Consider the following 23,964-nt stretch of genomic DNA (forward strand, 5'->3'; position numbering starts at 1 on the left):
TAAAGTAATCTCTGTTGCCAGCGCGAGTGGCGGAATTGGTAGACGCGCTAGCTTGAGGTGCTAGTGCCCAACTTATCGGGCGTGGGGGTTCAAGTCCCCCTTCGCGCACAACAGAGGAAATGGCCTCCGGATCTGATCCGGAGGCCATTTCTCATTCACTCCTGCCGCTGACCCGGGGTTATAGGCCAAAATGTGTGTATGGGTAGGGCGTGTCCGGCAGGCTAATCCTGATGGTTTCACCGTGATCGTCCACCCCAACCTTTCTGGATACCGTTACCGTCCTCGACGCTGAACGAGGTCCCGTACAAAGACGTTGTCTCCGGGCGGCCGGCATCTGGCCTCGTGACTTTTCGAGTAGGTTTCCTGGTCCACGCAGCCGACGTGACGAAGTCCCACGGATCCCTCGCAGCTTCTGTCTGCAGATACAACAGCCAGTCGACTCCCCGCCTGGCATGATCGGCCGGGAGGCCCCTGTGGAGTCGCAGGAACTCCTTGATAGCTCTGTTCGGCCCGCCCTCTAAAGGGTTGGTCGTCCTCGCGACCGTGATTCCTTCTTCCACCAGGTCCAGCCAAACGAAGAGTTGCTCGTCACGGGCCAGTCCGGCCAGGAGTCTCCACGCCCGCCTGGTCCGTAGGTGTGTGTACCACCAGGTCTGGCCCGGTCTGACGTGTGAGGGCCTGGGAGTGCCGGCGTGGGCTCGGGTGCGGTGTTTGAGGAAGGTCTGCCACCGCGCTTCCCATGCAGCGAACTCACCCATCCACGCGGCAGCCTGATCGTGAGTCTTGACCTGAGTGAGCATCGTGTAGATCGCGAGTAGTTCCTTGTTCGCAGGCAGATTCGGTCGCCGTGTGAGGTGTTTGTTTCCGCCCTGGCGGATATGGAAGTAACAGCGCTGGATACGCGTCGATGGCCACAGCCTCCTGATCGTCGTTATCAGGGGCCCGTTACCGTCAACGACCGCGACGACGGGGGCCGGGATCCGTTCGATGAGCGCCGTCCATGATGCGGTCTTTTCCTGGTCACACCACTGCCAATCGATGACGTGTGTGCCGGTGTGGGCGATGAGGACGCACCACCTGTTGAAGTAGGTGCCATCGAGCATGATCTGGTCATGGATCTCGCCTGTACGCGACAGGGTGGGGGCCACGTTCCAACACCACTGTGTGCGCCTGGCGAAGGTGCGTGTGCTGGTGGCGAAGTCGCCCCTGTCACGGGTACTCGTCAGCCAGGCCATGAAGCTGGCGAACTCGGCTCTTCTAGTGACATCAGCCCGGGTTTGAGACGTCGAGGCGCCGCAGTGCTTGCACCGCCACCTGGTCCGTCCAGCAGTGGTCTTGCCGTTCTTAACGAGCTTGTTCGCACATACACCACAGCGGGGATGATTCCTGGGAATGGACACTGAACATGCTTCCAGACCATGTTCAACCCCGTCTTGGCCTACTGCCTACTGAGCAAAGGCCCTATCCTGTACACACAATCTGGCCTATAACCCGCTGACCCGCTGCCCCGTTGACGTTCTGCCCCGGAGATCACGATCGGCGGACACCATGGGTCGGGCTGTCGCAGTTGCTATAACGTGGATCACGTCAGCATCTTCGCACCTATCCGACGGGAGACACCGTGTACGATTTCAGCGCCGCCGAGGCCGAGGTCACCTCTCTGTGCCAGCAGCTCATCCGCATCGACACACAGAACTGGGGAGGCAACAAGGTCAACCCCGAACGGCCGGCAGCGGATCTGATCGCAGGCTGGTTCGACGAGGTGGGACTGATGTCGACAATCATCGAGTCCGAACCGGGCAGGGCCTCCCTGGTCGCCCGGATCAAGGGATCCGATCCCGAGGCGGACGCACTCGTCGTCCACGGCCACACCGATGTGGTTCCGGCGGCGGCAGAGGACTGGAGCGTCGACCCCTTCGCCGGTGTCATCAAGGACGAGCTGCTCTGGGGTCGCGGAGCCGTCGACATGAAGGACATGGACGCGATGATCATCGCCGCCGTCCGCGATATGCTCCGCCAGGGTCTGCGTCCGCGCAGAGACCTCATCATCGCCTTCTTCGCCGATGAGGAGGCCGGTGGGAACTACGGCGCCCGCTATATGGTCCGCAACCACCCGGAGCTCTTCGCCGGAGCCACAGAGGCCATCTCCGAGGTCGGCGGCTATTCCGTCGACGTCCGCGGTCAACGGGTGTACCTGATCCAGACCGCAGAGAAGGGCCTCGCCTGGCTCAACCTCATCGCCCACGGCACGGCGGGCCACGGCTCCCAGCGCAATGATGACAATCCGGTCACCCGGCTGGCCGCAGCCATCGCCCGCATCGGCGAATATTCATGGCCGCAGGAGATCCCGGTCGCAACAAGGCAGCTCCTCGAAGGAGTTGCGGAGATCACCGGCATCGAATTCCGGGCCGATACGATCGGTGAGCTCCTGGCCGAACTCGGCTCTGTCGAGAAGTTCGTCGCCCCGACGCTGCAGAACACCTCGAATCCGTCGTTCCTCAACGCCGGCTACAAGCACAACGTCATCCCCGGCACGGCCACGGCCTACGTCGACTGTCGGACCCTGCCCGGTCAGCACGAGGATGTGATGCTCAAGATCAAGGAACTCGCGGGGGAGGGCATCGACATCGAGGCCAATGACGAAGGAGATGCTTTGGAGGCGCCCTTCGACACGCCGTTGGTCGCGCAGATGCGCAAGAGCCTGCTCGATGACGATCCCACAGCGAAGGTTCTGCCGTATACGCTCTCGGGCGGAACGGACAATAAGTCCATGGCGGAGCTGGGCATCACCGGCTACGGGTTTGCGCCGCTGCAGCTGACCGGTGACCTCGACTTCCCGGCGATGTTCCACGGCGTCGACGAGCGAGTGCCGATCTCGGCACTCAAGTTCGGGGCGAGGGTTCTGGGTGATTTCCTGATGAAGGCATAATCGTAATCGCGATCCCGAGGAGCACCAGGGCGGCACTGATGACCGTCGTGGTGCTCACCAGGGATCCGGGCAGAGGCAGCAGGAGATCGAGGAGGAGCGCGCCGAGGAGATTTCCGAACAGCGAGAACAGGCTGAGCAGCAGCACGCCGAGCTTCGCCACGGTCAGCGCGGTCAACCCGATGAAGATGACGCCGAAAGCCCCACCGAGGAGCATCCACCACTGAGTGGGCTCCGTCGGAAATCCTGTCCAGGTCACCCCGGTGGCCATGATGACCCCAGCGGCCGCGAGCAGGGCGAGGAAGCCGACGGCGAAGTTCACAGTGGTGGCGACGATGACCGAGCCTGTGGCGGCTTTGACCCGCCCGTTGAACGCCTGCTGGACGGAAGTCAGGGCGCCAGAGACGAAGGGCAGCAGCAGGGCCCAGAGCGGGACTCCCAGGTTGAGTCGCTCCGAGGCGCCGTAGACCAGGGCGGCGATGACGACGAGGACCCCGAAGACCCGGAGGAACGTCAGGCGCTGCCTCCCGCCCGGTGGCAGGCGTGTGGAATCGACGGCGAGACCACCGGTCACCTGGCCGGAGACGAAGGCCATGGTGAACATCGCGACGCCCATGATCGGCACCGTGGATGCCTGAGCAATGACGACGAGGCCGCCGCTGAGTCCACCGAGCAGCATCCACCAGGGCATCGCGTGAGTGCGGAGGAGTCGGATCAGGATTCCGGCGCCGGCCCGAGACCGGGAGGAGCACAGCAGAGTCGTGCCCACGAGGATGAGTCCGATGATGAACGAGACGAGTGCGGCGAAGACAGAGTGACCCAGGATCGGACCGAGCAGGCCGTTGGCACGACCTTGGAGGGACATGGCACCGCCGGCCACGATGGTGACGAGGCCGGCGAAGAGGACGGGGAGGAGCGCAGCGGGTGACTTCACAGGGTCGGTGTCAGCTGCTCAATGTCAGAGGCATGATCTTACGACGCAGCCAGACGGTCTTGGTGCCTCCCACGGAGATCCGGGTCCGGGCGAGCTCCCATTTGCCGTACTCCGCCTCATCATTGAGTTCCTGGAGACTGACAGATCGTGGGGTTTCTCTGGAGAACGAGACCTTGCGAAACTCATAGGCCATGCTGGGACGCTGACGCTTCATAGGCCCACTGTAAACGATCTGGGCTAGTGTTGATCATATGCCCGTCATCGTTCTCCTCCGGCACGGCGTCTCCAGTGCGAATACGGCAGGGATCCTCGCCGGACGCGCTCCCGGCGTGTCGCTGACTGATCAGGGTGTCAGCGCTCTTCGCGACACCCTGCAGATGCTTCCGCAGCGCCACTTTTCCCGCCTGTTGCATTCGCCCCTCATGCGATGTGAGCAGACGGCTCAGATCGCGGCGTCTGCGGTCACCGCCGACTCTGTTGCCGCCGTCGATGACCTCATCGAACTCGATTACGGCGAATGGACCGGGCGGAGCCTGAAGGAACTCGGCAGCGAAGAGCTGTGGAAGACCGTCGTCGAGAGTGCTTCGCAGGCGCGTTTCCCCGGTGGGGAATCCATCGCCGAGGCGGCCGATCGTGCCGTGTCACAGGTGAGAACCGTCGTTGACGAGCTCCGCGCAGAAGAGCGCAGCGACGAGGAGAAGCGCGGCCACAGCACAGAGGATCGTGAGGGCAGGGCCGAACGTTGGGCGCTGCTCGTCTCCCACGGCGACATCATCAAGGCGATCATTGCCGATGCGCTGGCGATGCCTCTCGATGATTTTCAGCGAATAAGCGTTGCCCCGGGCTCCTTCACCGTCATCGACTTCTCGGGGCCACGGCCGGTGCTGACGGCGATGTCGGTCACCGCCGCCGGGCTCTCCGAAGGGAGCGCGCCCGGAGGCGGCGGACTGCGCTGAAGCTCAACCGAGCCAGCCAGCGCCGATCAGCCTGCGCCAATCAGGTGGCGGCGACCAGCCTGCGCGAATCAGGTGGCGGCGAGGACTCCTGTGCCCAGCAGGATGTAGAGCACGATGCCCAGTGCCACGCGGTACCAGACGAAGATCGCGAAGGACTTGGTCTTCACGTAGCCGAGGAACCAGTGGATGACGAGGAGTCCGAGTCCGAAGGCGATGATGGTGGCCAGGATCGTCGGTCCCCAGCCGATGACCATGTCGTCGGTGTTGCCGAGCGTCTGGAAGACGCTGTAGAAACCGGATCCCAAGACCGCTGGAATGGCGAGCAGGAATGAGTAGCGGGCAGCTGCAGGACGGTCGAAGCCCATGAAGCGTCCGGCCATGATCGTACCGCCGGAGCGTGAGACGCCGGGGATGAGCGCCAGCGCCTGGGCGAAGCCGTAGGCGATGCCCTGGCCCCAGCTCATGTCCTCAAGAGTGCGTTCCCTCTTGCCCACCCAGTCGGCGAGGCCGATGATGAGTCCGAAGACGATGAGCATGGTGGCGGTGATCCACAGACTGCGCAGGGCGCCCTCAATGGCGTCCTGGAACAGCAGACCGAGGATGACGATCGGAATCGAACCGACGATGATCAGCCAGCCGAGCCTGACTTCGGGGTCCTTGCGGTCGTGCTTGCCGACCAGCGCCTTGCACCATTTGGAGATGATGGAGACGATGTCGCGCCAGAAGTACACGACGACAGCCGCCTCGGTGCCGATCTGGATGATCGCGGTGAAGAACGCGCCCGGGTCCTGGCCCGGCAGCATGAACTCACCGACGATGCGCACATGCGCAGAGGACGAGATCGGCAGAAATTCTGTCAGTGCCTGAACGATTCCAAGCACAGCTGCGACCAGCCAGTCGTACATGCGTCTCCTTGAGAAAGTGGGGTGGGAACGAAACCACGGTAGTCGCCGAATCAGGTAACCTCAACAATCATGAAGCATCAACGCCTCGGCAGAACCGGTCTTGAAGTCAGCGATGTGGGTCTCGGCACATTCGAGTGGGGGCACCGAGTCGACGCCCCAGTCGCACAGCGACTCGTCGATGAGTACGTCGACGCTGGTGGGAACCTCATTGAGCTTCCCAGTTCGGGAGTGCACGCGGCTCAGGTGATGTCTCAGCTGAGCCTTCCTGAGCAGATCGTGTTGGTTGCCCGAGTGGGCGTGTCCATGAGTGAGTCATCCCACATCGAGGTGGGTCTGGGCAGGGCTCGGATCCTCAACCAGGTCGATGCCCTGCTCAATGCCACCGGACGCTCCCACATCGACATGCTCATCCTCGATGTCTTCGACGCTGAGGTGGAGAAGGCAGAGACCGCCTCGGCGATCGATACCCTGCTGACATTGGGCAAGATCCGCTACGTCGGCGTGTCCCACCACGCCGGTTGGGAGTTGGCGGAGATGCGCGGAGCAGGTCTGCCGATCGCCTGCGCGATCGCCGAATACTCCCTGCTCAACAGAGAGGCAGAGCACGATCTGCTGCCGGCTGCGAACTACGCAGGTGTGGGACTCATCGCCGGTGCCGGCCTGGGCAGGGGAGTGCTGAGTGACAAATATCGGCGGGGCACCCCACAGGACTCACGCTTCGCGGCGGGTGAACTCACCGACTATGTCGGGGCCTACCTCGATGACCGGGCGACACGGGTGCTGGCTGGAGTCCGCAAGGCTGCTGCGGCATTGGGAGTGACGACGACGGACATTGCGCTGGGGTTCAACAGATACCAGGGAGTCGCGTCGTCATTGGTCTCGGCCCGCACCCCTGAGCAGTTGGCTCAGCTGCTCAGCAGTGACATCGAACTCGAACCCGAGATCGCCGAGGTGCTCGACCAGATCTCCTGAGGTCGCGGCCGGTTCGCACCCGACTCAGTCGTCTTCGTCATCCTCGTCGATGGCGAAGTCACCGTCGAGTTCGTTGTTCTCGTCGTCCTCCTTGGCGTCTTCGACATCGTCGAAGAGCTCAAACGGAGTGACCTCGTCGTACGCGGTGTAGATCGCGTCTTCATAGATTTCGAAGGCGTCGGCCAAGGCCATGTAGGCGGCTTCGACACGGGGGTCTTGGTCTCCATTGCGGTGTGCGGATGCAGCGAAGTGTTCACCCACTGCTTCGAGGAATGCGTCCAGGGCCTCACGAGGATCAGTGCTCATGACTCAAATGTATCCCAGGGAAGTCGGACATGTAAGTCTTTGAACTAGGCTGAAGGCATGGCAGCTTTGTACGACCACCCCACCCCAGATCGATTCGTCGTCGGCACGATCGGTCTGCCCGGCGAGCGAACGTTCCTCTTACAGGCGAAATCCGGAACTTCGCTGACCACAGTGGTGGTCGAGAAGGAGCAGGTCGAAATCCTCGCCGATCGCGTCACCGAACTTCTCGATATGGTCATGGTCAAGGATCCCGCGGCGCGAGTGCCCCAGTCTGCGATCGACGAACGCATCGACAACGCTGGACTCAACGTCCCGATCGAACCTGAATTCCGGGTCGGCACCATGAGCCTGGGCTGGGACACGGTCGCCCATGAGCTTGTGGTCGAATGCTTCGAACTCACCGAGGAGGATGCTCAGACGGGCACCTCGGCAGAGCCGGATGACGATGAAGTCGAACGAGAGGTGCTGCGCATCGTCCTCGACGCCGCCGGCTCCCGCGAGTTCGCCCGCCGTGCCGATCAGGTCGTCTCCGCCGGTCGCGGCGACTGCCCCTTCTGCTCGCTGCCGCTGGAGCCCGAAGGGCACCTGTGCCCCCGTGCCAACGGCATCGCCCGCGTTTAAGAGAGTCATGCACGAAGCTTTCGTCCAGCAGGCCCTGGAACAGGGCACCTGCACCGTCATGGGAGCGATCCCGCGGGCCAGCAACGACACCCGTCTCGTGGTCGTCGACCACGTCGGCACCCACCTCAAAGCCGTCTACAAACCGGCATCGGGAGAGCGCCCGCTGGCAGACTTCCCACCGCATAGCCTCTCGCTGCGCGAGGTGGGGTCCTACCGGCTGAGCGCTCATCTCGACTTGAACGTGGTTCCGCCGACCGTCCTGAGGAGCGACCTGGGAGCGGGGCCAGGGTCGCTCCAGGCCTATGTCGAGGACGCCGGGGATGATGACGCCGTCGCCCTCACCGGGGTCGACTCCATCCCTGCCGATCACACTCCGATGTTCGCCCTGCGAACCGAGGACGGCACCGATCTGGTGCTGTCCCACGACACGCGGGAGGGGCTGCGGGCGATCGCCTTCTTCGACCTCCTCGCGAACAACGCAGACCGGAAGGCGGGCCACATCATCACCGGCAGCTACCTGCCGGGCAGCGGTGCGGCCAGCATCGGCACCTACGGCATCGACAACGGTCTGACGTTTCATGCCGAGGAGAAGGTGCGCACCGTGCTGTGGGGTTTCTCTCATCTGTCGTTCAGGGTCGAAGAGATCGACGCTCTCGACGAAGTGGTCCGAATGCCCACGGAGCTGCGGACCGTGTTGGATGAGTGTTTGGAAGAGACAGAGATCGAGAGCCTGCGCGCTCGGGCGGAGCGTCTGGGAGAGTCCGGAACGTTCCCCGATCCGCCGCAGGATCGGACCGTCATTCCCTGGCCGCCGATCTAGAGGCAGCACCGCCCGAGACCGGAGGTGCCGTTCTGCCATGACTCGGTTAGGCTGGTCTCCGTGAAGTCATGGTCCGAACCTCAGCTACCCCGCCTCACCAGCTCCGGAAAGGTGCCGACAGTCTTCGACACCGGAACCCGGAGCCCACGCAGACTCAAAGGGCGTGACCAGGCGGCCGGTCTCTATGTATGTGGAATCACCCCGTACGACGCCACCCATCTTGGTCACGCGGCGACCTATGTCGCCTTCGACCTCTTGAACAGGGTGTGGCGCGATGCGGGGCTCGACGTTGTCTATGTGCAGAACACCACCGATGTCGATGACCCCCTGCTGGAGAGGGCCGACGCCACCGGAGTCGATTGGCGTGAACTCGCGGAGTCCCAGATCGAACTGTTCCGCGAGGACATGGCGGCGCTGCGCGTGCTTCCGCCGCAGAACTACATCGGCGTCGTGGAGTCGGTCGAACAGATCGTCGCAGCCGTCGAGGACCTCGTTGAATCGCGGGCTGCCTACACCCTCGACAACGGCGACGTGTACTACCGCGTCTCAACTCCGATCAATCCGCCCTTCGGCAGCGTCAGCCACGATGACCGGGCCACGATGGCCAAGCTCTCGGCCGAGCGCGGCGGCGACCCGGAGACACCGGGCAAAGACAATCAGATCGATCCTCTGCTGTGGAAGGCCGCACGCGAGGGCGAACCGTCGTGGGACGGCGGGAAACTCGGGCCGGGACGTCCGGGCTGGCACATCGAATGCACCGTCATCGCCAACAACTACGCGGGACTGCCCGTCGACGTTCAGGGCGGCGGCAGCGACCTGGTGTTCCCGCACCACGAGATGAGCGCGGCTCACGCAGCGGCGTGGAAGCAGACACCGCTGGCCCGGACCTATATGCACACAGGCATGGTCGGCTACCAGGGCGAGAAGATGAGCAAGTCCAAGGGCAACCTGGTCCTCGTCTCGAAGCTGCGCGAACAGGGCGTCGACCCGATGGTCATTCGCACAGTGCTGCTGTCCAACCACTACCGCAGCGACTGGATCTTCACCGACGATCTGCTCGAATCCGCCTCAACGCGACTGCAGGCGTGGAAGCATGCGGCAATGTGCGAAGCCGAATGCCGGGAGGGACTGCGCGGACACATCATCGGTCTGCTGCGTGAGTCTCTGGCCGATGACCTCGACAGCCCCCGTGCGTTGGGAATCCTCGACGAATGGGCCGAGCACTATGCGGACTCACCCGCTGCCGAGACCGCACCGGTGTGCGGTGACCGGGTCGCGGACGCTGTCGATGCCCTGCTCGGCCTCGACCTGCACAGCTGAGGCGGAGCCCTCCACTTCTCGCGACCGTTACTTCTCGCGACCGCGTTTGCGCAGGTAGCGTTCGAACTCGGCGGCGATCGCATCGCCGCTGGCTTCGGGCAGCTCCGTGGAATCGTTGAGCTGTTCGAGTCCCTTGAGCAGCTCGACGAGGTGCGGGTTGTGTGCGACCAATTCGTCGGCACCGAGCTCCCATGCGCGGCTCTCCTCCTCAAGGATGGGAATGTCGATCTCGAGTCCCGTGTACTTCTCCACCGCTGAGGCCAGGGCCAATTCCGCCTTGGGCGAGGGGGAGTCGGTGAGATAGTCGGGCACACCAACCCAGAGGTTGATCGCGTGGCGTCCGCGCCTGTCGCATTCGACGCCGAGGAGGCCGAGGATGCCGATCGGTCCCGCATAGCCGTTGACGTCGATGTTGAGATCTGCGGCGAGCACTGCATCCTCTGTGTTCGCGACGACAGGCAGAGGACGCGTATGGGGGACCTCCGCGTGCAGACCTCCGAGCAGGACCACACAATCCTCGGCGGTGACCTGGGACAGGATGAGCGAGAGGAACTCGCGCCACTTCAGTCCCGGCTCATGTCCCTGGATGACGGTGACCGGCGTGCCCAGATGCTGCCCCCGGTGGACTTCGATTCCCGGCCACGCGATCGTGGCTCGGCCCGTTTCGTCCCGAACGATCTCAGGCTCTGAGAATCTGAACTCGTAGAAGCCGTCGGTGTCCAAGATCTCACTCTCGTCCAGGCGCCATGACTCGATGAGATCCTTGACCAGTGAACTGGCGGCCTCGGAGGCATCCGCGTCCTGTCCCTCGAAGGCGATGAACACGAGTGCCCCGGACCCTGATGGAAGAAAAGTCATGCTTCAACATTACGCTGGAATCATGACTAATCCTGCCGCAGTCCTCTGGGACATGGACGGAACTCTGGTTGATACGGAACCGTATTGGATCAGAGCCGAGACCGAACTGATGAACGCGCACGGCATCAGCTGGAGCGAAGAACAGGGTCTGGAGTTCGTGGGCAACGATCTTCTCACCTCCGCCGCGATGATGCAGGACGCCGGACTCGACCTTCCAGCCGCGGTCATCGTCGACACTCTCCTCGACGAGGTCGTCGCGAAGATTGAGGAAGCAGTGCCGTTTCGTCCCGGAGCTCTCGAGTTCCTCGCTGCGATCGTCACCGCCGGCATTCCCTGTGTGATGGTCACGATGTCCTACCGGCGACTCGCCGAGGCGGTCATCTCAGCATGTCCGGAGGGCAGTTTCGTCGGCCTCATCTCCGGTGACGAGGTCACCGCCGGCAAACCCGATCCAGAGCCCTATCTCAAGGGAGCGGCGCTGCTTGAGCTCGACCCGGGAGCCTGTGTGGCGCTCGAGGATTCGAAACCCGGCCTCGCCAGCGCAGAGGCGGCTGGCACCATCGCCATCGGCATTCCCCATCTGGTTGCGCTCGAGGAACGTCCCGGTCGGATCCTGTGGTCGAGCCTCGAAGGGCGCGGAATTGCTGATCTGAGAGAACTCACATCCCGACAATCCGTGTGATCTCCGGGGTCGGCGGGGGAGTGTTTCCCCACGCGGGGCACAGCGGTTTGAACGTGCACCAGTTGCACAGCGGTGACTTCTTCGGACGCCAGCGGTCCGCCTCGGCGGAGGCGATGATGTCCTTCCAGATCGATTCGATCTCGAACTGCGTGCGTTCGATGTCACTCATCGTGGGGTGAGACTTGAGGATGCTCTGCGACCCCAGGTACATGAGCTGGAGCGTGTGCACGAGCTCACCCGTGAGGCGATACTCGACGAGGGCGTAGAAGCCCATCTGGAAATGGGCCTCCCTGCCGTACTGGGGTTTGGGCTGCTTTCCGGTCTTGTAGTCGACCAGACGCTTCTCACCTCCCGGTGCGACATCGACGCGGTCGATGAAGCCCCGTAGCTCGAGGCCGTTGTCGAGTCGCGTGCGCACGTACTTCTCCGTCTCATCGGGCTCGAGGTGCTCCGGGAACTCGAGCGTGAAGTAGGCCTGCAGCAGCTTGCCCGCAGTTGTGAAGAATGTCTCCTTCTCGCTGTCATTGCCGAAGATCTCGAGCACAGCCGGGTCCTTCTCGACGAGCTCGTCCCAGCTGGGACGAAGCAGAGACTCGGCGACATCCTGCGTCCGCTGTGCGGCGGGACGTTCGAAGAGCTTCTCAAGGACGGAATGGACCACGGTCCCTCTGAAAGCGGCCTGCGAAGGCGGTTCCGGAAGCTTGTCGATGCTGCGGAATCGAAATTTCAAGGGACATTGTACGAAGTCGTTGGCCCGTGAGGGCGAAAGACTGATCAGCTCGGCCATGTCACCACTGTAACGACTTGGTCTGACACGACGCGTAAGACCGCGGTGGCGAGCCTGTCGCTGATAGGCTGAGTGGACCCGACCCCAAGCTAGAGGAACTCCATCGATGGCCGCGAAAAAACACCAGACCGGTGCCTCTTCGGGCTTGCGCCTGGGCACTGTTCTCGGCGCCCCGGTGATCCTTGCCTGGTCCTGGTTCCTCGCCGCCATCGTGATCACGATTCTGTTCGCCCCGTGGGTGAATACCGTCCGGCCCGACCTCGGTGTCTGGGCCTGGTTCGTCGCGTTCGCGTATGCGGTTCTGCTGTTCGGCTCGGTATTCCTCCACGAACTGGCGCACGGTGTCGCCGGACAGTTCTATGGACTCAAGGTCGCCGCGATCGAGCTCAATATCTGGGGCGGGTTCACAAGGTTCGAACCTCAGGCGGATAATCCGCGTGACAAGGCCGCGCTGACCAGCTTCGTCATCTCCATCGTCGGTCCGATCGTCAACATCGTCTTGGCCCTGTTGGGCTGGTGGTGTCTGAGCGCGGTCTCACCGACCTCGGTTCCGTGGCTCCTGCTCATCGCAGTCACTTTCGCGAACGTCGCACTCGGTGCCATCAACCTCCTGCCCGGAATTCCGCTGGACGGCGGGTGGGCGCTGCAGGCCCTGATGTGGCGCCTGACAGGTTCGCAGTACCTGGGAACGATCGTCGCCAGCTGGGTCGGTCGAGTCATCGCCATCGGCTTCATCGGCTGGTCTGTCATCACACCGCTGCTGGCAGGTGAGCGCCCTGACCCGCTGACCGTGGCGTGGATGTCGCTGATCGCCATCATGCTGTGGTTCTCCGCAGGGGACGCTGCGACTCATGCGAAGCGAGCCCGGAAGATGGAGACCTACGATCTCTCGCAGGTCATCCAGCCTGCCATCGCAGCAACCTGGGACGCGGATCTGGCCGACACACTCGACTATGCGAACACGCTGGGCAATGCCAAGGAACGCACCCTCATCGTCGTCCTCGACCAGAAGGGCCTGCCCTACGGGCTCGTCGACAGGCATGCGGCAGCCGGCCGTCTGGCCGAGTCGCTGGACCAGGTGCCGGCAGGCGAAGTAGCCAGGCCCCTGGCTGGGTGGATCGGAGTCCCTAAGGACATCACGGCACCACACCTGCTTGAGTCTCTGACCCATCGCCCCAAAGCACAGTTCAGCCTGGTCATGGACGAGAACACTCTCGTCGGCGTGATCGATCTGCAGGAATTCTTCGACGAGCTTCTCGCAGCCTGAACCGGGTGTGCTGAGACACTTCTCATCAGCGTAGAGTGGACGCATCATGACTGAGGCAAGCCATACCGAACCCGACCGGGCCCTGAAGATCGGCGAGAAGATTCAGCTCACCGACCCCAAGGGCAGAATGCACACGATCGTGCTGGCTCCCGGAGAGCTGTTCCACACGCACAAGGGACTCATCGAACACGATGCCATCATCGGTCGCACCGAGGGAATCATCGTGGCGAACACCGGGGGCATCGATTTCCAGGTCTTCCGTCCGCGCTACGAGGACTTCGTCCTGTCTATGCCCCGCGGGGCAGCGGTCGTCTATCCCAAGGACTCGGGGCTCATCGTCACCCTCGGCGATATCTTCCCCGGTGCAGTGGTCGTAGAAGCCGGCGTCGGCTCCGGAGCATTGTCCATGGCTCTGCTGCGGGCAGTCGGCCCCACAGGCAGGCTCCACTCCTTCGAACTCCGCGAGGAATTCGCCACCATCGCAGCCGGGAACATCGCAGACTTCTTCGATGGTCGACCCGAGAACTGGTCCGTCACCGTCGGTGACCTCTCAGAGGAACTCCCGCAGGCCTATGACGACGGCACCGTCGACCGGGTCGTCCTCGACATGCTCACTCCCTGGAATACTCTGGGAGCCGTGAGCGGGGCCCTGGCGCCGGGCGGAATCGTCATCGCCTACGTCGCAACCGTCCCGCAGCTCTCACGTTTCGTCGAGGCGGTGCGCAAGACGGGCTGCTTCAGCGAACCGGAGTCGATGGAGGCGATGGTCAGAGGTTGGCACGTCGAAGGACTCGCAGTACGACCGGATCACAGGATGATCGCTCACACCGGCTTCCTGGTCATGGCGCGCCGCATGGCTCCTGGGGTTCTTCCGCTGGAGAAGAAGAAGCGCCCCCAGGGGGCACCGGCATCGACAGAAGACGTCGACGCATGGACGCAGCCCGAAGTCACCGCCGAAGCTCTCGGCACGAGAGTCGCCAACGGCAAGAAGCTGCGGCGCGTGATGCGTGAGGCGGGAAAGCGTTTGGACCGCACCGAGCCCACCGAGGCCGATTCCAGCCGAACAGGATCCGCCGAGGCGAACGACGAAGAGCCAGCCAGCCAAGCCTCGAACACCCCCGGGTCGAAGGAGGACCAATGACCGAAACCACGACCGAAGTCAAGCGACTGCGCGAGGACACTGCGTCATTGCGCCAACAGCTCTTCAGCGCCGGGAAACGCAATGAAGCCCTGTCGAAGACCCTGCGCACAGCACGCGATGAGCTGAACCGGATCAAAGAGGAGGCCCGCCGACTGACGGAGCCGCCCAACAACTGGGGCACACTCATCGCTCTCGGCGAGTCGGGGCTGAGCGCCGACGTCATCGTCGGCGGCCGCAGAATGCGCGTCGCCGTCGGACCCGAGGTGGAGCCGGCACACCTGCGTGCCGGTGCAGATGTGCTGCTCTCGGAAGGTCTTGTCATCATCGGGACCGGGTCCTTCGCCCCGGTCGGCTCCGTCGTCAATGTGCGCGAATTCGTCGACGACACCCGGATCCTCGTCGGCGCTCCCGGCGACGACGAACAGGTCTTCATCCTCGGCGGGGACCTCGTCGATTCCGGCCTGCGCGTCGGTGATGCCGTGGTCGTCGATACCCGCACACACTATGCCCTGCAGGTCGTTGAGAAGCCGGAGGTCTCTTCGCTTCTGCTCGAAGAGGTCCCGGACATCACCTACTCCGACATCGGTGGACTGGCCGATCAGATCGGCCAGATCAAGGACGCAGTGGAACTGCCCTTCGAGCACCCGCAGCTCTACACCGAGCACGGTCTCAAACCGCCGAAGGGCATCCTGCTCTACGGCCCTCCCGGCTGTGGCAAGACCCTGATCGCGAAGGCCGTGGCCAATTCTCTGGCCGACCGGACCGGTGCCGGTCAGTCCCGCAGGACCTACTTCCTCAACATCAAGGGCCCGGAGCTGCTCGACAAGTACGTCGGCGAGACTGAACGTCAACTTCGTCTCATCTTCGCCCGGGCCAGGGAGAAGGCTTCGGCAGGATTCCCCGTCGTCGTCTTCTTCGACGAAATGGAGTCCCTGTTCCGCACCCGTGGTACCGGCAAGTCCTCGGACGTGGAGACGACCATCGTGCCGCAGCTGCTGACCGAGATCGACGGTGTCGAACAGCTCGACAACGTCATCGTGATCGGCGCATCGAACCGCGAAGACCTCATCGATCCCGCAATCCTGCGTCCGGGTCGCCTCGATGTGAAGATCCGCATCGAACGTCCCGATGCTGATGCGGCTCGCGACATCTTCGAGAAGTACCTCACCGCAGAACTGCCCCTGCATGCGAGCGTGCAGACCGGTCATGAGACCCCCGCCGAGGGAGTGTCGGCCCTGATCTCGTTCTGTGTCGATCGCATGTACGCACTGTCACCGGAGAACGAATTCGTCGAGGTCACCTATGCCGACGGTGCGAAGGAAGTTCTCCACTTCGCGGACTTCGCCTCCGGAGCCATGATCCACAACATCGTGGACCGGGCCAAGAAGAGTGCGATCAAATCGCTGCTGGAAACCGGTGAACGCGGTCTCCAGCCGAAGCACTTCGAAGAGGCCATCGCCGAGGAATTCAGCGAGCACGAGGATCTGCCCAATACGACGAACCCCGACGAATGGGCGCGGATCTCCGGTCGCAAGGGCGAGCGGGTGACACATCTGCGGATGATGCACCTGGACACGACGCGTGGAGCTCCTGCGGTTCCGCTCGAGAAGGATATCGCCGAGGTGTATCCGAACTCAGACCTGGTCTGAGCCGGCTCTCCGGCCCTGTCCGGTATGGCCCTGCCTGTTCGGTACGGCCCTGTCCGGTATCGATCAGTGTCGGCTGCGGATCAGCGGCGGCGTCGGCGAGGGCTGGTGCCGCCGCCGGTCACGGCCGTGGCGATGAGCCGCCACCCGACCAAGGTGATGAGGTTGAGGCTGGCAGCGACGACGATGAATGGTCCTTCTGTTCCCGCGCCCGTGAGCGCACGGAGGACCATGCCGACCAGCACAGTGATCGCCCACACGGCAGTTCCCGTCGCCAGCGGCGCAATCGGACGATCCCAGACAGCCGACAGCAGCCAGGCGATGCCGAGTCCGGCCAGGAACGGCCACGCTGTGGTCAGAAGCCCCTGGGGCTCGAAATTATGAGAATGTGTGTAATGACCGATGATGGTGAATAGGACAACCAGGACGAGGTCGACGATCAACGCGATCGGGAGATGAGATTTCTTCGCAGCCACGTCCCTAAGTCTAAACGTTAGAGGGAGTTCAGATGCTCAGTGTCCACCGTGTGATGGGTTCCGAAACCGAGTTCGGACTGAGCCAACCGGGCAATCCGGGAGCGAATCCGATGCGTGACTCGGCGCGCGTCGTCGACGCCTATGCGGGACCCCGCGGACTCAGGTCCTCACAGAACTTCTGGGACTTCGCCACCGAATCGCCACTCGCGGACGCACGCGGCTTCTTCATGAACGTCGCCGACGCCGACATCTCCCAGCTCACCCACATGCCCCAGGAATCCGTGGAAGCACAGTACCTGGCCAATGTCGTGACCGAGAACGGCGCCCGCTACTACGTGGACCATGCCCACCCCGAATACTCCTCACCGGAGGTGCTGACTCCGCGTGATCTCGTCACCTTCGATCGTGCGGGAGACCTGGTGGCACTGGCCTCGGTGCGCAGGTTGGAGGCCACGGATGAACCCGTCAACCTCTACAAGAACAACACCGATTCGAAAGGGTCCTCCTACGGCACCCACGAGAACTACCTCGTTGATCGGGCAGTGGATTTCGATGACCTCGTCGCCGGACTGATCCCGTTCTTCGTCAGCAGGCAGATTCTCTGCGGGTCCGGACGCGTGGGCATCGGACGCGAAGGTGAGACCGCAGGCTTCCAGATCTCCTCGCGCGCGGACTTCTTCGAAGCGGAAGTGGGCCTCGAGACCACACTGCGCAGGCCGATCGTCAACACCCGCGACGAACCCCACGCCGATCCGGCCAAATATCGTCGGCTGCACGTCATCATCGGCGATGCCACAATGGCCGAGCCGGCGACGCTGGTCAGATTCGGGTCGACCTCACTCGTGCTCGGCCTCATCGAGGCAGGACTCGTCCCCAAGCTCGAACTTGCCGATCCGATGCAGGCCCTGTGGGACGTCAGCCATGACCTGAGCCTGAGCACGAAGCTGCCCATGTCCGACGGCACCTCGATGACGGCTCTCGAGATCCAGAACGCCTATTACTCGGCCTGCCTCGAACACGCCGGCGATGACGCGGACACCACCGAGGTTCTCAGCGAGTGGAAGAGATTCCTCGACGGCTTGGCCACCGACCCCCGCAGCCTGTCCGACTCCATCGACTGGATTGCCAAATGGGTGCTGCTCGAAGGCTACCGGACAAAGGAGAACCTTGACTGGGACCATCCGAAGCTCGCGCTCATCGACGTCCAGTACCACGACGTTCGGCCCGAGAAGGGGCTGTTCTACAAGCTTGAGAAGGCCGGCCGGATCCGACGGCTGACGACTGATGATGAAGTCGAAAGGGCCGTGGTCTCCGCGCCCGACGGAACCCGGGCCTACCTGAGATCCCTGGCCGTGACCCGATTCTCGGACTCACTGGTGGCAGCGAGCTGGGACTCGCTCGTCCTCGACGCCGGAGAGTACGGAATCGTGCGTCTGCCGATGAGCGAACCGCTCAAGGGCAACCGTGAACTCCTCGAGGACAGACTGGCTGAAGTGCACGACTCACAGGCACTGCTGCAGGCACTGGGAGTGGATAGACTGACAACGACGAACGATGAAAGAGGTGCGAAATGAGTTCGCAGGAACAGGTTCACAGAGACCATTCGGCCGGCGGGGGAGAACCACCCGCCGAACCGCCGGAGGCTGTGCAGGGACAGATCAACACACAGAACGTGGATTCGATCCTCGACGAGATCGACGGAGTCCTCGAATCGAACGCAGAGGAGTTCGTGCGCAATTTCGTCCAGAAGGGCGGCCAATGAGATGTCAGGATTCTCTCCTGCATTTCTGAGTTCGACGAGCAATTCGTTCGTCGAACTCGCCCGGGCTGTGGCACCCGAAGCGCTGCCGACCATGGCCGGGCATGACCTGGGGCATCTGGCCCCGGAAGGCACGACGATCATCTGCTTCCGCACCGCCACAGGCATCCTCATGGCAGGAGACCGGCGCGCGACGATCGGGAACATGATCGCCTCCCACTCCATGGAGAAGGTGCGACCAGCCGACGATTTCTCGGTCATCGGCATCGCCGGAACCGCGGGACTCGCACTCGATCTCATTCGTCTCTACCAGCTCGAACTCGAACACTACGAGAAGATCGAAGGTGCCCGCCTGTCGCTGGGCGGCAAGGCTAACCGTCTGGCATCGATGCTGCGAGGAAACCTGAACTTGGCCCTGCAGGGGCTGTCCGTCGTTCCGCTCTTCGCCGGCGTCGACGAAGCGACTCCTGCCGGGCAGATCTTCAGCTTCGACGTCACCGGCGGCAAATACGAAGAGCATCGATTCCATTCGATCGGCTCCGGATGCGGCTACGCGCGTGGGGCGCTGAAGAAGCTGTGGCAGCCGGACCTTGACACCGATGCTGCGATCTCGGTGGCCGTTGAAGCCCTCTTCGATGCCTCCGATGATGACTCGGCCACCGGTGGCCCGGACTTCGTCAGGCAGATCGCACCGACGATCCTCACCGTTGACCTCGAGCACGGGGTCGTCGAGATCCCTTCGGCCGACGTGATGTCGATTGCCACTGAGGTCATCGATCGGCGGACCAGGAAGGCACAGTCATGAATGAGGCACGCCCATGAGCCAGGCACCGTTCTACGTCTCACCCGAACAGCTGATGAAGGACCGGGCCGACTTCGCCCGCAAGGGCATCGCCCGGGGACGGTCGGTCGTGGTGCTGCGCTACGACGAAGGCATCCTCCTTCTGGCAGAGAATCCTTCTCCGACGCTGCACAAGATCGCCGAGATCTACGACCGCATCGGCTTCGCCGCAGTCGGCAAGTACAACGAGTTCGAGACGATGCGCCAAGCCGGTGTGAGGTACGCGGATCTGCGCGGATATTCCTACCACCGCAGCGATGTCACCGCGCGGGGGCTGACGAACGCATACGCGCAGACGCTGGCCGGGGTCTTCACAACCGAGTCGAAGCCCTTCGAAGTCGAACTCGTCGTCGCTGAGCTCGGACTCACCGCCGAGACCGATCAGCTCTACCGGCTCAGCTACGACGGCTCCGTGATGGATGAGACCGAACATGTGGCGATCGGGGGACAGGCCGATGACATCACAGCAACGCTGAAGGACCTGTCCACCTCGGTGCTGCCGCTGCGAGAGGCCTTCGACCATGGTGTGCGCGCTCTTGCCACCGCAGCATCCGGCACATTGCCGACCCAGGACCTCGAGGCAGCCGTGCTCGATAGGAATGCGAGCGGACACCGTACATTCAAACGACTCAGTGACGCCATGATGGCGCAGCTGCGGGAGGACTGATGGCCAGAATCTACGGACTCGAAACCGAATACGGGCTTGCCCATTCGGCAGGCGAGGGTGACCGACGCATCGGTCCGGAGGAGATCGCACGCTATCTGTTTCGACCCATCGTCGAATGGGGACGTTCCTCTAACGTGTTCCTGCCCAACGGTTCCCGGCTCTACCTCGACGTCGGCTCCCACCCCGAATATGCGACCGCCGAATGCGATAATCTCAGCGATCTGCTCACACAGGACCGGGCGGGGGAGTCCTTGATGATCGACCTGTTGAACCAGGCACAGTCGAGCATCGAGGCCGATGGACTCGGTGGTCGCATCCACATGGTCAAGAACAACACGGATGCGGCGGGGAACTCCTACGGCTCCCATGAGAACTTCCTCATCCGCCGCAACCTCGATTTCAATCGTCTGACCACGGTGCTGCTTCCCTTCCTCGTCTCCAGACAGCTGCTGGTGGGTGCCGGTGCAATCATCCCCGCACAGTCGTCCTTCCAGCCCGACGTCGAGGCGAACCGAGCAGACATGATGTTCGGACTCTCGGCACGTTCTGATGTGATGTGGGAAGGACTGTCCTCGGCTACGACCCGTTCACGCCCGATCATCAACGCTCGAGACGAACCGCACGCAGATGCGGAGAAGTACCGTCGTCTCCATGTCATCGTCGGTGATTCCTCGATGTCGACAGCCACCTCGGCGCTCAAGATCGGCTCGGCCGTCCTCATGCTCGACCTCATCGAACAGGGCGCACGCATCCCCGAACACGGTCTGCGCCACCCCGTGCGCGACATCCGCCTCGTCGCCAGGGACCTCACCGGGTCGGTGCGGCTCGAGCGCACGGACGGGACGGCGATCACCCCGCTGAACCTGCTCACCGACTACCGTGACCGTGCTCAGGTGCTCGTGCAGAAGGGAGACCACAGCCTCGGCGACGATGGGATGGCCGAATACGTCATCGACCTGTGGACCCGGATGCTCGAGGCGATTGCAGCCCAGGACTTCTCCGCCGTCGACCATGAGATCGATTGGGTGATGAAGAAGACGCTCATCGACCGGGCGATGGCCCGCGGCATCGACGACCTCACGGACCCGCGGATCTCTCGCCTCGACATCGCCTATCACGACATCACCCCCGATACCGGCCTGTTTCCCAAGCTGGAACGCTCAGGTTTGGCGAAGAACCTGGTCGCCGCCGAGGCACGGGAGAAGGCGAAGGACGTCCCACCGGCGTCCACCCGGGCAGCCATCCGCGGAGAATTCGTCCGTGCCGCCCATGCCGCACGCCGCGACTACACCGTCGACTGGGTGCATCTGCGACTCAACGACGAATCCGGCCGTGCCGTGGCGCTGAAGAACCCCTTCGAGCCCACGCACCCGCAGGCTGAAGCTCTCATCGCGGGCCTGTAAGATTTTCGCTTGTAAGATCTCAGTGATCTGGTCTTGAACGAAAGGAACCACGTGCGCACCAAAGTGCTCGCCGTCATCGCGGCCGCCACACTTCTGCTGTCCGCCTGCGGACAGGGCGAGGAGGCGGAGGACACGACAAGCGCCCCGCCCTCGGTCTCGGCCGAGGACGCGAAGTCGACCAGCCTCGACGACATCACGGTCGAAGGCAAGGTAGGTGAGAAGCCGAAGGTCAGCTTCGACGCACCCCTGGTCGTCGACAAGACCGGAGACACCATCATCAGCGAGGGCAAGGGCGACAAGGTCGCAGACGGTGAACAGGTCACCGCACAGATGACCCTGGTCTCGGGCACGACCGGCAAGCAGATCGAGTCGAGCTACGATTCGAAGTCACCGGCCGGGTTCCCGATGGACAAGAGCCAGATCTCGGAGCAGCTCTACAGCGCACTCCTGGACACGAAGGTCGGATCGCGCGTGCTCATGTCGCTCAACGGCAGTGCGCAGGAGGGCCAGCCGGCGCAGACCCTCGTCTACGTCATCGACATCGAGAAGACGACGAAGCCCCTGACCCGTGCCGAAGGCAAGAAGGTCGATCAATCGAAGAACCCCGTGACGGTGAAATGGGCCGACAACGGTGAACCCTCGATCTCGAAGCCGAAGGGCAAGGCTCCGAAGGAACTCGAATCGTATACGACGATCGAAGGCGACGGGCCGAAGGTCAAGGAAGGCCAGAGCGTGGCCGTGCACTACTCCGGCTGGCTCTGGGACGACAATTCGAAGTACTTCGACTCAAGCTGGCAGGATGGACGCGGACCCTTCGCCGTCGACCCAGTGGGCCAGGCCCAGGTTATCGATGGATGGAACGAAGGACTCGTCGGCGCAAAGGTCGGCAGCCAGATCGTCCTCGTCATCCCACCCGACAAGGGATACGGAGAACAGGGCAGCCCGCCGAACATTCCCGGCAATGCCACCCTCGTATTCGTCATCGATGTCCTCTCGGCCCAAGGCTGAGGACCTCTCGGCCCACGGCTGAGATCACAGACACCACAGAACTACGACTTAAGGAGACACCATGAGCAAGCAGAAACCAGTCGTCGATTTCCCCGGGACTGAGGCTCCGACCGAGCTCGTCATCGTCGATGACATCATCGGTGACGGCGCCGAGGCTGGTCCCGGCAATACCGTGAGCGTGAACTACGTCGGCATCGCCCATTCGACCGGTGAAGAGTTCGACGCCTCCTACAACCGCGGCACACCGCTCGAGTTCCGCCTCGGTTCCGGCATGGTCATCTCCGGTTGGGACCAGGGCATCCAGGGCATGAAGGTCGGTGGCAGGCGCACCCTGCAGATTCCCCCGCACCTGGCCTACGGCGACCAGGGCGCCGGCGGCGTCATCAAGCCCGGCGAATCCCTGATCTTCGTCTGCGATCTGGAGAACGTGCGCTGAGACCAAGCCACTCTGCGCTGAGACGCAAGCAGTGAATCGGCTGCCGAGACTCAGATCTCGGCAGCCAATCTGCCCGCCGCGGCAGCAGCGAGAAATGCTGCTGCATCGGCGGGCAGTTTTCGTCCCATCGTCGACAGGCCCACCGGCGAGGACTTGAGCCCTGACCACAGACCCTCCAGGCTGACGCTGACCTGTTCATGCATGTGCAGCATCGGCAGCTGTGCGGCCGCGACCTCGGCCACGACGGAGGGGTCGGTCTCCATCTCAGCCCGGTCAGCCTCGGCGAGGGTGGAGAAGTCCGGAACCGGAATCGTCATTCCGGGGCGGGCGATCTCGGCCAGCGAGGTCAGAGAATGGTGGGAGACTCCGAAATGCCTGCCGCGGGCATCTGCATTGGACATGCGCAGGACGCCGATAGGGGTCCCACCCAGCAGAGCAGCCGCATTGAGGTGCTCACCGGTGACAAGGCCGGAATATCCGTATTTGGTTCCGGTTCCCAGATTTCCCGGCCCCTGCGCGACGATGGCGATATCGGCACCGAGGACATGTCTGGCGGCGAGCAGACCCGTGTGAATCGTCACAGCCTCAAGATCGGCGCCCCAGGATTGGCCGGTGCTGATGGATCCGTGCAGCCAGCCTGCGTCCTTCAGTCCGGCCGCTGCCTGGGAGAAGCTGGCGGGCAGAGCCGCACCGTCGCTGAGGACATAGGCGATGCGGAGCTCGGGATTGACCGTGCGGATGCCGGCGATGATGGCGGGAAGAGCCGAATGCAGATCCGCGACGAGCACGGGCATCCCACCCAGAGACTCTTCCCTTGCGAGGGTCTCATGGTGCTCAGATTCCTGATCATCGACGCCGAGGACCATTGTCTGCAGAGGGGAGTAGCGGTCCTTGACCAGATGCCCTGGCCCCTCAGCAGGGTCGGCCGGCAGTGCATCGGGCAGAGCCACGACGAGACCGAAACCACCGGTGCCCAAGCGTTTGGCCAGAGCCGAGACATTGAGCAGAACCGTGCCCCCGACCTGCGGATGCCCGACCGCCTCGGTATAGGCGACTGCCTTGATGCTGGTGATCGTCGTGCCCGGCAGAGCCTGGTCAATATCGGCCTCGACCTCTGTGTATCCTGGCCGGGTGGAGCGAATCGTGGTCACGGTTCCTCTGCGCCAATGAATCATGGTCCTAAGACTATCGCCCGCATTAGGTTACGGTGGAATTGTGAATACACCCCGCCCC

General features: G+C 63.1%; 26 protein-coding genes and 1 tRNA gene. 18 read left to right on the forward strand and 9 right to left on the reverse strand.

Annotated elements, in window-relative coordinates; genetic code table 11:
• Positions 1-20: 20 nt before the first annotated feature.
• Positions 21-108, forward strand: a tRNA-Leu gene (locus tag HU144_RS12505).
• A 128-nt stretch (positions 109-236) separates the two neighbouring features.
• Here HU144_RS12505 and HU144_RS12510 read toward each other — a convergent pair.
• The gene (locus tag HU144_RS12510; protein WP_235351592.1) at positions 237-1,400 is read right to left on the reverse strand and encodes an IS1249 family transposase; all 1,164 of its coding nucleotides are present in this window, start codon (positions 1,398-1,400) and stop codon (positions 237-239) included.
• A 221-nt stretch (positions 1,401-1,621) separates the two neighbouring features.
• Here HU144_RS12510 and HU144_RS12515 point away from each other — a divergent pair, with 221 nt between their 5' ends.
• Entirely contained in the window at positions 1,622-2,929 is a 1,308-nt protein-coding gene (locus HU144_RS12515; RefSeq protein WP_235351593.1) for a M20/M25/M40 family metallo-hydrolase, read from the forward strand.
• Here the strand turns inward: HU144_RS12515 and HU144_RS19440 are convergent.
• Positions 2,883-3,860, reverse strand: a complete 978-nt coding sequence (locus tag HU144_RS19440; RefSeq protein ID WP_235351594.1) for a DMT family transporter — start codon at positions 3,858-3,860, stop codon at positions 2,883-2,885. The two genes, HU144_RS12515 and HU144_RS19440, sit on opposite strands and share 47 nt — an antisense overlap.
• Positions 3,861-3,870: 10 nt before the next feature.
• The gene (locus tag HU144_RS12525) at positions 3,871-4,074 is read right to left on the reverse strand and encodes a DUF5703 family protein (protein ID WP_232488267.1); all 204 of its coding nucleotides are present in this window, start codon (positions 4,072-4,074) and stop codon (positions 3,871-3,873) included.
• Positions 4,075-4,111: 37 nt separating this feature from the next.
• Between HU144_RS12525 and HU144_RS12530 the strand changes: the two genes are divergently transcribed.
• The gene (locus tag HU144_RS12530) at positions 4,112-4,816 is read left to right on the forward strand and encodes a histidine phosphatase family protein (RefSeq protein WP_235351595.1); all 705 of its coding nucleotides are present in this window, start codon (positions 4,112-4,114) and stop codon (positions 4,814-4,816) included.
• Positions 4,817-4,884: 68 nt separating this feature from the next.
• Here HU144_RS12530 and HU144_RS12535 read toward each other — a convergent pair whose 3' ends face one another.
• On the reverse strand, positions 4,885-5,721 hold the full coding sequence (locus tag HU144_RS12535) for an undecaprenyl-diphosphate phosphatase (protein WP_235351596.1): 837 nt from the start codon (positions 5,719-5,721) through the stop codon (positions 4,885-4,887).
• 69 nt (positions 5,722-5,790) lie between these two features.
• Between HU144_RS12535 and HU144_RS12540 the strand changes: the two genes are divergently transcribed.
• Positions 5,791-6,693, forward strand: a complete 903-nt coding sequence (locus HU144_RS12540; protein WP_235351597.1) for an aldo/keto reductase — start codon at positions 5,791-5,793, stop codon at positions 6,691-6,693.
• 24 nt (positions 6,694-6,717) lie between these two features.
• Here HU144_RS12540 and HU144_RS12545 read toward each other — a convergent pair whose 3' ends face one another.
• Positions 6,718-6,999, reverse strand: coding sequence for a hypothetical protein (locus HU144_RS12545; protein WP_198396201.1), 282 nt, complete (start codon positions 6,997-6,999; stop codon positions 6,718-6,720).
• Between the two features lie 57 nt (positions 7,000-7,056).
• Here HU144_RS12545 and HU144_RS12550 point away from each other — a divergent pair, with 57 nt between their 5' ends.
• The 3 genes from HU144_RS12550 to mshC are packed head-to-tail and all read left to right on the forward strand — an operon-like array spanning position 7,057 to position 9,760.
• The gene (locus tag HU144_RS12550; protein ID WP_143921690.1) at positions 7,057-7,620 is read left to right on the forward strand and encodes a DUF3090 domain-containing protein; all 564 of its coding nucleotides are present in this window, start codon (positions 7,057-7,059) and stop codon (positions 7,618-7,620) included.
• Positions 7,621-7,627: 7 nt separating this feature from the next.
• A complete protein-coding gene (locus tag HU144_RS12555) occupies positions 7,628-8,440 on the forward strand; it encodes an SCO1664 family protein (protein ID WP_235351598.1) in 813 nt (270 codons plus the stop codon).
• Between the two features lie 60 nt (positions 8,441-8,500).
• A complete protein-coding gene (gene mshC / locus HU144_RS12560) occupies positions 8,501-9,760 on the forward strand; it encodes a cysteine--1-D-myo-inosityl 2-amino-2-deoxy-alpha-D-glucopyranoside ligase (protein WP_235351599.1) in 1,260 nt (419 codons plus the stop codon).
• 27 nt (positions 9,761-9,787) lie between these two features.
• Here mshC and HU144_RS12565 read toward each other — a convergent pair whose 3' ends face one another.
• A complete protein-coding gene (locus HU144_RS12565) occupies positions 9,788-10,618 on the reverse strand; it encodes a proteasome assembly chaperone family protein (protein ID WP_235351600.1) in 831 nt (276 codons plus the stop codon).
• Positions 10,619-10,640: 22 nt separating this feature from the next.
• Here HU144_RS12565 and HU144_RS12570 point away from each other — a divergent pair, with 22 nt between their 5' ends.
• Entirely contained in the window at positions 10,641-11,300 is a 660-nt protein-coding gene (locus tag HU144_RS12570) for an HAD family hydrolase (protein ID WP_235351601.1), read from the forward strand.
• Here the strand turns inward: HU144_RS12570 and HU144_RS12575 are convergent.
• A complete protein-coding gene (locus HU144_RS12575) occupies positions 11,278-12,030 on the reverse strand; it encodes a RecB family exonuclease (RefSeq protein ID WP_442862657.1) in 753 nt (250 codons plus the stop codon). The two genes, HU144_RS12570 and HU144_RS12575, sit on opposite strands and share 23 nt — an antisense overlap.
• Before the next feature lie 163 nt (positions 12,031-12,193).
• Here HU144_RS12575 and HU144_RS12580 point away from each other — a divergent pair, with 163 nt between their 5' ends.
• The 3 genes from HU144_RS12580 to arc are packed head-to-tail and all read left to right on the forward strand — an operon-like array spanning position 12,194 to position 16,144.
• Complete coding sequence (locus HU144_RS12580; RefSeq protein WP_198396195.1) at positions 12,194-13,354, forward strand: site-2 protease family protein; 1,161 nt, start codon at positions 12,194-12,196, stop codon at positions 13,352-13,354.
• A gap of 46 nt (positions 13,355-13,400) precedes the next feature.
• Positions 13,401-14,495: a tRNA (adenine-N1)-methyltransferase gene (locus HU144_RS12585; RefSeq protein ID WP_235351603.1), complete on the forward strand. Its 1,095-nt coding sequence runs from the start codon at positions 13,401-13,403 to the stop codon at positions 14,493-14,495.
• Positions 14,492-16,144 (forward strand): proteasome ATPase, encoded by a 1,653-nt coding sequence (gene arc, locus HU144_RS12590; RefSeq protein WP_235351604.1) that lies wholly within the window; start codon positions 14,492-14,494, stop codon positions 16,142-16,144. Before HU144_RS12585 ends, arc begins: the two co-directional genes overlap by 4 nt.
• A gap of 80 nt (positions 16,145-16,224) precedes the next feature.
• Here the strand turns inward: arc and HU144_RS12595 are convergent, their stop codons facing one another.
• Positions 16,225-16,617 (reverse strand): DUF3054 domain-containing protein, encoded by a 393-nt coding sequence (locus HU144_RS12595; protein ID WP_235351605.1) that lies wholly within the window; start codon positions 16,615-16,617, stop codon positions 16,225-16,227.
• A 32-nt stretch (positions 16,618-16,649) separates the two neighbouring features.
• Between HU144_RS12595 and dop the strand changes: the two genes are divergently transcribed.
• The 7 genes from dop to HU144_RS12630 all read left to right on the forward strand — a co-directional run bounded on the left by dop (position 16,650) and on the right by HU144_RS12630 (position 22,731).
• Positions 16,650-18,191: a depupylase/deamidase Dop gene (gene dop / locus HU144_RS12600; protein ID WP_235351606.1), complete on the forward strand. Its 1,542-nt coding sequence runs from the start codon at positions 16,650-16,652 to the stop codon at positions 18,189-18,191.
• Positions 18,188-18,379 (forward strand): ubiquitin-like protein Pup, encoded by a 192-nt coding sequence (locus HU144_RS12605; RefSeq protein ID WP_235351607.1) that lies wholly within the window; start codon positions 18,188-18,190, stop codon positions 18,377-18,379. The genes dop and HU144_RS12605 overlap by 4 nt, the downstream gene beginning before the upstream one ends.
• A gap of 1 nt (position 18,380) precedes the next feature.
• Positions 18,381-19,181, forward strand: a complete 801-nt coding sequence (gene prcB / locus HU144_RS12610; RefSeq protein ID WP_235351608.1) for a proteasome subunit beta — start codon at positions 18,381-18,383, stop codon at positions 19,179-19,181.
• A 13-nt stretch (positions 19,182-19,194) separates the two neighbouring features.
• Positions 19,195-19,884, forward strand: a complete 690-nt coding sequence (gene prcA / locus HU144_RS12615; RefSeq protein ID WP_235351609.1) for a proteasome subunit alpha — start codon at positions 19,195-19,197, stop codon at positions 19,882-19,884.
• Positions 19,884-21,287: a Pup--protein ligase gene (gene pafA, locus HU144_RS12620; RefSeq protein WP_235351610.1), complete on the forward strand. Its 1,404-nt coding sequence runs from the start codon at positions 19,884-19,886 to the stop codon at positions 21,285-21,287. The genes prcA and pafA overlap by 1 nt, the downstream gene beginning before the upstream one ends.
• A 51-nt stretch (positions 21,288-21,338) precedes the next feature.
• A complete protein-coding gene (locus HU144_RS12625; protein WP_235351611.1) occupies positions 21,339-22,295 on the forward strand; it encodes an FKBP-type peptidyl-prolyl cis-trans isomerase in 957 nt (318 codons plus the stop codon).
• Between the two features lie 61 nt (positions 22,296-22,356).
• Positions 22,357-22,731, forward strand: a complete 375-nt coding sequence (locus HU144_RS12630; protein ID WP_204235663.1) for an FKBP-type peptidyl-prolyl cis-trans isomerase — start codon at positions 22,357-22,359, stop codon at positions 22,729-22,731.
• A 50-nt stretch (positions 22,732-22,781) separates the two neighbouring features.
• Here the strand turns inward: HU144_RS12630 and HU144_RS12635 are convergent, their stop codons facing one another.
• The gene (locus HU144_RS12635; RefSeq protein WP_235351612.1) at positions 22,782-23,906 is read right to left on the reverse strand and encodes a DUF3866 family protein; all 1,125 of its coding nucleotides are present in this window, start codon (positions 23,904-23,906) and stop codon (positions 22,782-22,784) included.
• Between the last annotated feature and the right edge of the window lie 58 nt (positions 23,907-23,964).

The organism is Brevibacterium sp. UCMA 11752 (assembly GCF_021532235.1).
GTDB classification, from domain to species: Bacteria; Actinomycetota; Actinomycetes; order Actinomycetales; family Brevibacteriaceae; genus Brevibacterium; species Brevibacterium antiquum.

Excerpts from the sequence above, each read along its gene's own strand:
- HU144_RS12605 (WP_235351607.1), top strand. The coding sequence starts at position 18,188 with ATGAGTTCGCAGGAACAGGTTCACAGAGACCATTCGGCCGGCGGGGGA.
- HU144_RS12530 (WP_235351595.1), top strand. The coding sequence starts at position 4,112 with ATGCCCGTCATCGTTCTCCTCCGGCACGGCGTCTCCAGTGCGAATACG.
- HU144_RS12635 (WP_235351612.1), bottom strand. The coding sequence starts at position 23,906 with ATGATTCATTGGCGCAGAGGAACCGTGACCACGATTCGCTCCACCCGG.
- HU144_RS12555 (WP_235351598.1), top strand. The coding sequence starts at position 7,628 with ATGCACGAAGCTTTCGTCCAGCAGGCCCTGGAACAGGGCACCTGCACC.
- dop (WP_235351606.1), top strand. The coding sequence starts at position 16,650 with ATGCTCAGTGTCCACCGTGTGATGGGTTCCGAAACCGAGTTCGGACTG.
- HU144_RS12580 (WP_198396195.1), top strand. The coding sequence starts at position 12,194 with ATGGCCGCGAAAAAACACCAGACCGGTGCCTCTTCGGGCTTGCGCCTG.
- HU144_RS12570 (WP_235351601.1), top strand. The coding sequence starts at position 10,641 with ATGACTAATCCTGCCGCAGTCCTCTGGGACATGGACGGAACTCTGGTT.
- pafA (WP_235351610.1), top strand. The coding sequence starts at position 19,884 with ATGGCCAGAATCTACGGACTCGAAACCGAATACGGGCTTGCCCATTCG.
- HU144_RS12540 (WP_235351597.1), top strand. The coding sequence starts at position 5,791 with ATGAAGCATCAACGCCTCGGCAGAACCGGTCTTGAAGTCAGCGATGTG.
- HU144_RS12630 (WP_204235663.1), top strand. The coding sequence starts at position 22,357 with ATGAGCAAGCAGAAACCAGTCGTCGATTTCCCCGGGACTGAGGCTCCG.
- HU144_RS12525 (WP_232488267.1), bottom strand. The coding sequence starts at position 4,074 with ATGAAGCGTCAGCGTCCCAGCATGGCCTATGAGTTTCGCAAGGTCTCG.
- HU144_RS12585 (WP_235351603.1), top strand. The coding sequence starts at position 13,401 with ATGACTGAGGCAAGCCATACCGAACCCGACCGGGCCCTGAAGATCGGC.
- HU144_RS12565 (WP_235351600.1), bottom strand. The coding sequence starts at position 10,618 with ATGACTTTTCTTCCATCAGGGTCCGGGGCACTCGTGTTCATCGCCTTC.
- HU144_RS12535 (WP_235351596.1), bottom strand. The coding sequence starts at position 5,721 with ATGTACGACTGGCTGGTCGCAGCTGTGCTTGGAATCGTTCAGGCACTG.
- HU144_RS12550 (WP_143921690.1), top strand. The coding sequence starts at position 7,057 with ATGGCAGCTTTGTACGACCACCCCACCCCAGATCGATTCGTCGTCGGC.
- HU144_RS12545 (WP_198396201.1), bottom strand. The coding sequence starts at position 6,999 with ATGAGCACTGATCCTCGTGAGGCCCTGGACGCATTCCTCGAAGCAGTG.
- arc (WP_235351604.1), top strand. The coding sequence starts at position 14,492 with ATGACCGAAACCACGACCGAAGTCAAGCGACTGCGCGAGGACACTGCG.
- prcA (WP_235351609.1), top strand. The coding sequence starts at position 19,195 with ATGAGCCAGGCACCGTTCTACGTCTCACCCGAACAGCTGATGAAGGAC.
- prcB (WP_235351608.1), top strand. The coding sequence starts at position 18,381 with ATGTCAGGATTCTCTCCTGCATTTCTGAGTTCGACGAGCAATTCGTTC.